Annotated in this window: 10 protein-coding genes; all 10 read right to left on the reverse strand. The window is 74.0% G+C overall.

The features are described from left to right. Window positions 1–167 precede the first annotated feature (167 nt). Window positions 168–1,556 carry an ABC transporter substrate-binding protein gene (locus ACFU7Y_RS32210; protein WP_224283074.1) on the reverse strand — a complete coding sequence of 463 codons (1,389 nt, stop codon included), beginning with the start codon at window positions 1,554–1,556 and terminating at the stop codon, window positions 168–170. A gap of 285 nt (window positions 1,557–1,841) precedes the next feature. After that, window positions 1,842–3,056: a cytochrome P450 gene (locus ACFU7Y_RS32215; protein ID WP_224283073.1), complete on the reverse strand. Its 1,215-nt coding sequence runs from the start codon at window positions 3,054–3,056 to the stop codon at window positions 1,842–1,844. A gap of 35 nt (window positions 3,057–3,091) precedes the next feature. After that, entirely contained in the window at window positions 3,092–4,336 is a 1,245-nt protein-coding gene (locus ACFU7Y_RS32220) for a cytochrome P450 (protein ID WP_224283072.1), read from the reverse strand. Further along, the gene (locus tag ACFU7Y_RS32225) at window positions 4,333–5,109 is read right to left on the reverse strand and encodes an ATP/GTP-binding protein (RefSeq protein WP_374120057.1); all 777 of its coding nucleotides are present in this window, start codon (window positions 5,107–5,109) and stop codon (window positions 4,333–4,335) included. The genes ACFU7Y_RS32220 and ACFU7Y_RS32225 overlap by 4 nt, the downstream gene beginning before the upstream one ends. Then, window positions 5,090–5,458, reverse strand: coding sequence for a DUF742 domain-containing protein (locus tag ACFU7Y_RS32230; protein WP_224283071.1), 369 nt, complete (start codon window positions 5,456–5,458; stop codon window positions 5,090–5,092). The genes ACFU7Y_RS32225 and ACFU7Y_RS32230 overlap by 20 nt, the downstream gene beginning before the upstream one ends. After that, window positions 5,455–5,892, reverse strand: coding sequence for a roadblock/LC7 domain-containing protein (locus tag ACFU7Y_RS32235; RefSeq protein ID WP_224283070.1), 438 nt, complete (start codon window positions 5,890–5,892; stop codon window positions 5,455–5,457). The genes ACFU7Y_RS32230 and ACFU7Y_RS32235 overlap by 4 nt, the downstream gene beginning before the upstream one ends. Beyond that, window positions 5,892–7,634, reverse strand: coding sequence for an ATP-binding protein (locus ACFU7Y_RS32240; RefSeq protein ID WP_380770503.1), 1,743 nt, complete (start codon window positions 7,632–7,634; stop codon window positions 5,892–5,894). Before ACFU7Y_RS32240 ends, ACFU7Y_RS32235 begins: the two co-directional genes overlap by 1 nt. A 267-nt stretch (window positions 7,635–7,901) precedes the next feature. Next, on the reverse strand, window positions 7,902–8,480 hold the full coding sequence (locus tag ACFU7Y_RS32245) for a Clp protease N-terminal domain-containing protein (protein ID WP_224281038.1): 579 nt from the start codon (window positions 8,478–8,480) through the stop codon (window positions 7,902–7,904). A 3-nt stretch (window positions 8,481–8,483) separates the two neighbouring features. Continuing rightward, window positions 8,484–8,720 carry an RNA polymerase subunit sigma-70 gene (locus tag ACFU7Y_RS32250; protein ID WP_224281039.1) on the reverse strand — a complete coding sequence of 79 codons (237 nt, stop codon included), beginning with the start codon at window positions 8,718–8,720 and terminating at the stop codon, window positions 8,484–8,486. Window positions 8,721–8,778: 58 nt separating this feature from the next. After that, on the reverse strand, window positions 8,779–9,543 hold the full coding sequence (locus ACFU7Y_RS32255) for an SDR family oxidoreductase (RefSeq protein ID WP_224281040.1): 765 nt from the start codon (window positions 9,541–9,543) through the stop codon (window positions 8,779–8,781). Between the last annotated feature and the right edge of the window lie 116 nt (window positions 9,544–9,659).

Consider the following 9,659-nt stretch of genomic DNA (forward strand, 5'->3'; position numbering starts at 1 on the left):
GGGGGGGGGGGGGGGGGGGGGGGGGGGGGGGGGGGGGGCCCCCGCACCGCCCTCGACAGGTGGTCCTCGGTGCGCCCGGCCCCGCCGCGGAACCGGGGCCAGAGCCGGAACCGGGGCCAGAGCCGGAGCGGGGCCGGAGCGAGGTCGGGCCGGTCGACGGCCCGGCTCTACTGCGGCCAGGCGGCGTCGATGTCGGCGGCGGTCTTCTGGATCGACTGTCCCTCGGCGAACCAGGCGGTCAGCGACTTCCACTCCTGCCCGGCGCCCACGGCAGCCGGCATCAGGTCGGAGCCGTCGAAGCGGAAGGTCGCCGACGGGTCGGTCAGGGCCTCCGCCGACAGCTTGTCGATCGGGTCGGTGTAGAGGCTCTTGTCCACGCCCTGGTTGGCCGAGACCCAGCCGCTCGCGGTCTTCACCCGGCTGCTCGCCCAGTCCGAGCTGGACAGGTAGTTCTGCACCGCCTGCACCTCGGGCCGGCCGGAGAACGCCGCCAGGAACTCGCCGCCGCCCTCGACCGGGTTGGCGATCGACGGGTTCACCGCGGGCAGGTGGAAGGCGAAGACGTCCCCGTCCGGGCCGACCTTGGTGCCCTTGGGCCACTGCGCCTCGTAGAACGAGGCCTGCTGGAGCATCAGGCACTTGCCGCTCAGGATCGGCGTGCCCGCGTCCTGGAAGGTGGTGGTGGCGATCGACTTCACGTCACCGAAGCCCGCGTTGACCCAGGCCGGGTTCTGCATCCAGTCGGCGACCGTCTTCATCGCGGTGGTGATCTTCTGGTCGGAGAACTTCACCTGGTGGCCGACCCACTGGTCGTACACCTCGCCGCCGTACGAGCCCAGCACCACCTCCTCCAGCCAGTCGGTGGCCGGCCAGCCGGTGGCCGTCCCGGAGGCGATGCCGCCGCACCACGGCCTGGCGCCGCCCGCCTTGGCGATCCGGTCGCTGAGCGCCATCAGGTCGGCCCAGGTCTTGGGCACCTCGTAGCCGGCCGTCTTGAAGGCCTTCGGCGAGTACCAGACCAGGGACTTCATGTTGGCGCTCATCGGGGCCGCGTAGAAGGTGCCGTTGACCGAGCCGTAGGTCTTCCAGATCGGGCTCCACTTGTCCTGGTTGGCAACGGTCTGGGCGGGCGGCTTCACCACCTTGCCGCTCTTCACCATCTGCGCCAGCAGGCCCGGCTGCGGGATGATCGCGAAGTCCGGCGCGTTGCCGCCGGAGACCCGGACCGGCAGCTGGGACTCGAAGTCGTTCGAGCCCTCGTAGCTGATCTTGATCCCGGTGCACTTGCCGAACTCGGCCCAGGACTTCTCCAGGTTGTCCGACTCCGGGCTCAGGATCGAGGCGAACATCGTCACGGTGGTGCCCGAATGCCCGGCGTACGGCTGGTACTTGGCGCAGTCACCGGACAGCGAAGCGGCCGATCCTCCGCCACCGCCACCCGAACCGCCTGAGCTGTTGGAGCAGGCCGCCGTCAAGGCCAGCGCCGCCACCAGGGCGGGCACGGCGGCCAGACGGCGACGGTGACTCGGATGCGGAGCGGTCGGGTTGAGGGTCAATGCGGTTCTCCTCGCCAGGGCATGCTGCCGACGGTGGACTGAACGACATTGCGCTGTACCGGAGATGGGCCTACAAGGGATCGCGGACGGAATCACGGGCGGACGGCGGCCGGACTGATCGAAGACGTTAACGCAGCCGCCGCCGCCCGCCAAGGTCCACGTTCGACCTTCACAAGCCGGTGTCCCGACCGTGACCCGCGACCAGGCGATTTCCGGACCGCCGCCACCAGAAGTCGAAGGCCCCGACCGTAAACCCGGACGAGGCCCCCAGGACGTGACGAATGTTCAGAACAGTCGGATCGGCAGCTCCAGCAGGCTGTTCACCACCAGCGAGGGGCTCGGCCGCAGCTCGGCGTCCGGCACCGCAAGCGACAGCCCCGGGAATCGCTCGAACAGTGCGGGCAGCGCGATCCCCGCCTCCAGCCTGGCCAGCGGGGAGCCCGGGCAGACGTGCGGGCCGTGGCCGAAGGACAGGTGGCGGGTCGGGTCCCGGGTGATGTCGAAGACCTCGGCCGTCACCCCGTGCTGGAGCGGGTCACGGCCGATCGCGTTGTACGAGACCAGCACCGGCTCGCCGGGCGGGATCACCACCTCGCCGACCGGAATGGACTCGGCGGCGAAGCGGAACAGGAAGTTGCTGGTCGGCGGCGTCCAGCGGAGCGACTCCTCCACCACCGCGTCCCAGGACACCTGGCCCGAACGCACCAGCTCCAGCTGGTCCGGGTGGGTCAGCAGGGCCCGCACCGCGTTGCCGATCAGGTTCACCGTGGTCTCGTGGCCGGCCGCGATGATCACCCGCAGGGTGGCCGCCGCCTCCGCGTCGGTCAGCGCCCCGCCCTCGGTGTCGGCCGCCAGCAGCACGCTCGCCAGGTCCTCGCCGGGAGCCGAACGACGCTGCGCCACCAGGCTGTTGACGAAGGCGTTCAGTCCGGCGACGGTCGCCTGGATGCCCTCCGGGTTCGGCTTGATGCCGAAGAACCGCTCGTACAGGTCGCGCAGCAGGCCGTGGTCCGACTCCGGCACGCCCAGCAGCGAGCAGATCACCGTCATCGGCAGCGGGAAGGCGAAGTCCGTCTTGAGGTCCACCACCGGCTCGCCCGCCGCCAGGCCGTCCAGCAGCGCGTGGGTGATCTCCTCGACGCGCGGGCGCATCAGCTCCACCCGGCGCGGGGTGAAGGCCTGCGCGACCAGCGCCCGCAGCCGGCGGTGCTCGGCGCCGTCGGTGGTCACCATGCTCGGGCCGGGCACCGCCAGGCCGATCAGCGGCCAGGTCTTCGGCACCTCACCGCGCTGGTAGGCCGCCCAGTGTGCGGCGTCCTTCACCAGCCGGGCGTCCGTCAGCAGGTCGCGCGCGGCGGCGTGCTGCGTCACCGCCCAGGCGGCGACCCCGCCGGGCAGCTCGACCGGCACCACCGGGCCGGCGGCCCGCAGCAGCGCACCCTCGGCCGCGTTGTCGCGGGCCAGCGGGTCGAGGACGATTCGGGCCGGGGCAGCAGTCATCGACAACTCTCTTTCGAACGGCGGGTGTTGGTGGATCAGGCCGGATGGCCCGGGGTGAACGAGACCGGCAGTGCCACCAGCCCGCGCACCCAGGCCGACGGCCGCCACACCAGTGCGTGCTCGGCCACCGCCAGCCGCAGGTCCGGCAGCCGGTCGAGCAGCACCTCGATCGCGGTGGTGGCGATCACCTCGGCCGCCTCCTGGGCCGGGAACGGGCAGCCGTGCTCGCCGTACGAGTAGCTCATGTGCGCCCGGTTCCCCTCCGCCGGGCGGCCGTCCGCCTGCCGCACCGACGGGTCGGCGTTGGCCCCGGCGAAGCCGAGCAGGACCATGTCGCCCTCGCCGATCCGCTGGCCGCCCAGCTGGGTGTCGCGGACCGCCCAGCGGCCGGCGAAGATCTGGGTCGGGGTGTCCTCCCAGAGCGCCTCGTTCAGCGCCTGGCTGATGCTGCGCCGGCCGCCGGCCAGCGAGGCGGCGAACCGCTCGTCGGTGAGCATCAGCCGCAGCGCGTTGGAGACCCAGTACGAGGTCGGCTGCTGGCCGGCGATCAGCAGCACCCGCAGGTCGCGCATCACCTCGTCGTGGGTCAGCCCGGCCGGGTGCGCCAGCATCCGCGAGGCGACGTCGGCGCCCGGGTGCTCGGCCTTCTCCTCGACCAGCGCGGACATCAGCTCCAGCAGTCTCTGGGCACCGGTCGGCGCGTCCGGGCCGCCGTCCACCATCGCCAGCAGTGCCGCGACCAGCTGCGGCGCCTGCTCCTCGTCCAGGCCGAGCACCCGGCACAGCACCAGCAGCGGCATCCGGTGCGCGTACTCGGCCACCAGATCGGCCTCGCCGCGCCCGGCGAACTCGTCGATCAGTCCGTCGGCGATCTCCTCGGCGTGCTTGCGCAGCTCGTACGGGTCGATCCCGGCCAGCGTGTCGGTGACCGCGCGCGAGCGCCGGACGTGCTCCTCGCCCTCCGCGTAGAGGATCGAGGGGACGGGCGCCATCATCGGCTTCAGCGGCCAGTCGGCGGGCAGCGTCGCCCAGGCGTGCCAGCGGCTGGAGTCACGGCCGAACAGCTGCGGCTGGCCGGTCACCTGCTGGAGTTCGCGGTAGCCGATGACCAGCCAGGCGGGCACCCCGCCGGCCAGCTCGACCGGGGCGACCGGGCCGTGCACGGCGCGCAGCTCGCGGTAGAGCTGGGACGGGTCGGTCTGGAAGCGCGGCCCGTACAGCGGCGTGGCGTCGGCGTGCGCCGGGCAGCCCGGGGGCGGGGTGGCGGCGGGCTCGGTCACGGGGTGCTCTCCTCGTAGATCGCGGTGCGGGGCCCCGCCGGGGCGGGCTCCCCGGCCGGGGCTGCCTCTTCGCCCCCGGCAACGGTGGCCGGGACGGCCTCACCTGCAACCGTGACCGGGACGGCCTCACCTGCAACGGTGGCCGGGGCGACCCCGTCGGTCAGGGCGGCCTCGTCGGCCCCGGCCAGGGCCGCCAGGTGGTGGACCAGGGCGATCAGCACCCGCTTGCCGGACTCGCGGTCGCGCGCGTCGCAGTCCACCAGCGGCACCTCGGCCGGCAGGTCCAGCGCCTCGCGGACCTGCTCCAGGGTGTGGCTCGGCTCACCGAAGTTGTTGCGGGCCACGATGAACGGCGTGCCGTGGTGCTCCAGCCGGTCGATCGCGTACCAGGAGTCCTCCAGCCGCCGGGTGTCCACCAGGACGACCGCGCCCAGGGCGCCGCTGAACAGCCGGTCCCAGAGGAACCAGAAACGCTCCTGTCCGGGCGCGCCGAACAGGTACAGCACCTGGCGCTCGGAGAGGGTGATCCGGCCGAAGTCGAAGGCGACCGTGGTGGAGCGCTTGCCCCAGGCGCCGGCCGGGTCGATGCCCTCGCCCGCCTTGGTCATCACCTCTTCGGTGTTCAGCGGGCGGATCTCGCTGACCGAGCCGACCAGCGTGGTCTTGCCGACGCCGAAGCCGCCGACCACGACGATCTTCAGCGCGTTGTCGGCAGTCGACCGCAGCGGGGTGCGCGCGTCGGCGGGCCGGGCGTCAGAGCTGTTGGAGGCCATGCAGCACCTGCTTCAGCGTGTCGAGGTCGGGCAGCCGGGCCTTGTTCGGCGCGAACCGGGGGTGACGGGCGGTGACCGCCCCGGACTCCAGCAGGTCGCCGAGCAGGATCTTCGCCACCGAGACGGGCAGCGCCAGCTCCGCCGCCACCTCCACGACCGCGGTCGGGGCCTCGCACATCCGCAGGATCCGGACGTGCTCCGACTGCATCCCGGGCGCCGGTTCCCGCTCGGCGACGATCAGGGTGACCAGGTCGAAGGCGTTCTCCGGAGCCCGGCTGCGGCCCCAGGTGATGGTGTAGAGGCGGTCCGGATCGTCATCGCAGCCCGGCAGCACCGGCCCGGCGTTCATATCGTCGCGCTCTCTTGCGCGGCGGCCTCGCCTTCCCCGCCCCGGGCGGGCGCGCTGAGGTGGACCCCGATCTGCTCGATCAGGCCGTGCATGTTGTGGCCGACCACGCCGACGTCCGCGTCGTCGTCCGTGACCACCGCCAGGTGCGCGCCCTCGCCGGCCGCCACGATGCACAGGATGCCGCCGTGGAACTCGGTCATCGACTGACGCACGCCGCCGCTGCCGTCGCCGAACTCGATCGAGGCCCCGTGCGCCAGGCTCTGGAGTCCGGAGGCGATGGCGGCCAGCTGATCGGCCTGGTCGGTGCTCAGTCCGGCGGTGTGGCAGAGCTTGAGGCCGTCGGCGGAGAGAACCAGGGCGTGCCGGGTGCCGGGGGTCGCCGCCAGCAGGTTCTCCAGCAGCCAGTCGAGGTCACGGTCGGTGGCACTGCTCATCAGGTGTCCTTCTCGGTGACGGGGGAAGCGTCGGTCATGGTGTCGGGGTCCGTGGTCGGCGCCCCGGCGGGGGGCTGCTCGGCCGCCACGGGACGGGCGGCGGCCCGGCGGAACGCGCCGAACCGGGCGGCCGCGCTCACCCCGTCGCTGCGGACGGGCTTCGCGGTCCGGTCCGTCGCGGGGACGGTGGTCGCCAGTGTCTGCCCTCGGCGGCGCTGCGGCAGGCCGCTGTCGGTCATCCGGGCCGGGGCGGCCGGCAGGGCGGGCGCGGTGGCGGGCTGCGCCCCGGAGGGGGTCCGCTGCGCGGAGGGCGCCGGAGGCAGGGAGGCGGGTGCGGAGCGCGCCGGGGTGAGCACGGGGCGCGCGGTCTCCGCGGGCGGCGCCTGCGCCGGGACGGACACCTGGACCGGCGCCGGGGTGGCGGCCGGTACCGGGTGCGTGACGAGCTGCTGCGGAATCAGCATCACCACCCCGGTGCCGCCGCGCGCCGACGGCCGGAAGGAGATCTGCAGCCCGTGCTTGCGCGCCAGTACGCCGACCACCGCGAGCCCCAGCCGGGTACCGGCGGAGAGCGTGGTGAGGTCCAACGGCTCGGCGGAGACGGCCTGCTCGGCCCGGCGCAGCCAGCTGTCGCTCAGGCCCAGCCCGCTGTCCTCGACGGTGACCACCAGCCCGGCGGGCACCTCCTCGACGTAGACGTGCACCTCGGCCGGCGGGGCGGAGAAGTTGGTGGCGTTGTCCAGCAGTTCGGCCAGCGCGTGCATCACGCCCTCGGCCGCGTACCCGGCGACCGCGGCCGTGCTGGCGTTGTGCAGCCGCACCCGCTGGTAGGCGCCGATCCGGCCGAGCGCGCCGCGCAGCACCGACTCCACCGCGATCGGTTTGGCCCAGCGGCGGCCCGAGCGGGCACCGGTGAGCACCGCGATGCTGTCGGCCATCCGGCCCGCCTGGGCGGTCGAGTGGTCCAGGCTCAGCAGGTCGCCGAGGGCCTCCTCGTCGTGCCGGTGCTGCATCTCGCGCAGCTCGGCGTGCATGCTCGTGGCCAGCGCCTGCACTCGTCCGGCGGCAGTCGCGCAGACCGCGAGCGCGGCCGCCCGCAGCCGCTCGCCACGGCCGATCTCCTCCCCGACCGCGCGCAGCAGCGCGTACTGGGGGTGCTTGCGGTGGACGGCCAGCGCGCTGTCCACGGCCGCGCCGGCCCGCAGCTTCTTCACCATCTCGGGCAGCACGCCCTCGGCGATCCGGGCCAGCTCGGCACGTTCGGCCTCGGCCCGGGTCCGCTCCGTCTCCGCCCCGGCCCGCTCGGTGTCGAGTTCGGCCCGCAGCCGGGCCAGCTCGGCGTGCGCGGTGGTGACGTCCGCCTCGGCCCGGGCCCGCTCGGCGCGGGCGGCGTCCCGCTCGGCGAGCGCCGCGGCGGCGCGGTCGTCGGCGGCCGTCTCGGCCTGCCGGGCCGTGCCGGCGGCGACCAGTGCGGCCCGGGTCTCCTCGTGCTGCGCGGCCAGGTCCTCGGTCAGCCCGCGGGTGCGCTCGGCGCCGGTCGCCGCGAGGCCGACGGCGATCAGCCAGAGCACCGTGACGGCGCCCACGGCGAGGGCGGTGAGCGGCTGGTGCGCGCCGAACGCCCGGATGATGCCGACCGGCGCGGCGACCAGCGCCAGCAGGACGGCGGCCGCGGTCAGGGCGACGGTGCGCGGCGCGGGCCGTCTGCGCGATCGGCCGTCGGGGCTGGTGGCTTCTCTCATCGGTGCGGTCCTCGGCAACGTCGGCGGGCGGCGGCGGCGCGGGCGGCGGGGTCGGCGACGGTTGCGGCCGCCGACAGCTGGTCGGGCGCATACCAGACCGCCCGGCGACGCAGCGAAACGTCTCCGGGCGGCTGATCGGTTCACGCTTTCGGCCGATCATATCGATTCAGACATAGGCCTCAAGCGGCCAGTTGACGGCCAATCTCCCGCTTTCACGCCGCCCACACCACTCGGCGGCGCCGACGACGCCCGCCCGAGCGCCACGCTTCACGCCCGGGGCACCCGTCCCAGCTTCCCTTCGACCGCCCGTCGCACGGCGTCCGGGGCCAGCCCGTGCTCGGAGATCACCCGCGCCCCGAGCCCCTCGCCCTCCCGCAGCACCCCGAGCAGCAGGTGGCCCACCGCGATCTCGCCCGACTTCAACCGCAACGACTCGCGCAGCGAGAGCTCCAGCGCCTTCTTCGCCCCGGCCGTGAACGGGCTCCGCCCCGGCTTCGCCTCCGACCGGAACCAGCCGCGCCGCCTCGGCTCCTCCTCGGTGGGCGCATCCAGCGCCCCCTTGCCGAACACCGACTCGACGGCCTCGCGCACCGCACCCAGATCCACCCCGATCGAGGCGAGCGCCACCGCGTCCTCCTCCGGCCCGAACGCCCGGACAACCGCCCGCCGCACCGTCTCCCGGTCCAGGCCCGCCTCGACCAGGACGGCGGCCGCCGGGTCGCCGGGCACGCCGGCGATCGCCAGCAGCAGGTGCTCCGTCCCGACGTGCTCGTGCCGCAGCTCCCTCGCCTCCTGCTGGGCCGTGACCACAACCTGCCGCGCCGTGCCGGTGAAACGCTCGAACATCGCTCAGCCTCCGTCCTCGTCCTTGCCGGCCCCTCGTCGGGCGTGCTTCTTGTGCACCGCCTGTCTGGTCACCCCGAGGCAGACCGCGATGTCCTGCCAGGACCAGCCCTGCGACCGGGCGTTGCCCACCTGCAGGCCCTCCAGGCGGTCCGCCAGATCGCGCAGCGCGCGGACCGCCCGGAGCCCCACGGCGGGGTCACGGCTGCTCGCCGCAGCCGCGAGTTCTCCGCTCTCACTCATGCCGTCAACTCTGGTTGACACTTGCGCAGGTGTCAACCCTGGTTGACAGTCGCGGGCCTCAGCGGTCGCCGAACCGCCGCTCCAGTGCCTCCTCGAAGGTCCCCCGGCCCACCGCCCGATCCGGTGTCAGGTTGCCGCCCGCCCGCAGGCCCCGGCCGGCCGCTCCCGGCAGGCGCAGCGGCAGCAGCAGTCGGCGCTTGCCCGCCGCCCGCAGGTAGGCCTCGGCCAGCTCCCGGTAGGAGCGCACCTGCGGGCCGCCCACCTCCGGCGCGAAGCCGGCCGGCTCCTCCCCCGCCAGGTCCGCGACCGCCGCGGCCACCTCCCGCACGTCCACCGACTGGAACGCCGACCCGCTCGGCACCGGGAAGAGCGGCAGCCGGGCGGAGGCGTCGAAGAACTTCAGCACCAGGTCGTGGAACTGCGTCGCCCGCAGCACCGTCCAGCCCAGCCCCGACTCCCGCACCACCCCCTCACAGGCGAGCTTCGTCCGGTAGTACGCGATCGGCACCCGGTCGATCCCGACGATCGACACGTACACCAGGTGCCGCACCCCGGCCTCCCGGGCCCGCGCCACCAGCGTCCGGACCCCGGCCAGGTCCGCCTTCCGCTGGGTGGTCGCGCAGTCCACCACCACCTCGACCCCGGCCATCGCCTCCGCGATCCCGGCCCCGCTCACCAGGTCCCCGACCACCCACTCGACCCCGTCACCCCCGTCCCGCACCCGCCGGCTCAACCCCCGCACCACCACCCCGCGCGCCACCAGCAGCCGCACCACCTCCCGCCCCAGCGTCCCCGTCGCCCCGGTCACCAGCACCGTTCCCATCACCGCACCACCCCTTCTCGGAAGAACCCGTCGTCCCTACCGACCGGACACCACCCCCGGACGTGACATCGGCATCCCCGGGAACGCGAAAAAGCGGGGCGAGGACCGTGAAGGTC

The organism is Kitasatospora sp. NPDC057542 (assembly GCF_042801945.1).
Taxonomy (GTDB): Bacteria; Actinomycetota; Actinomycetes; order Streptomycetales; family Streptomycetaceae; genus Kitasatospora.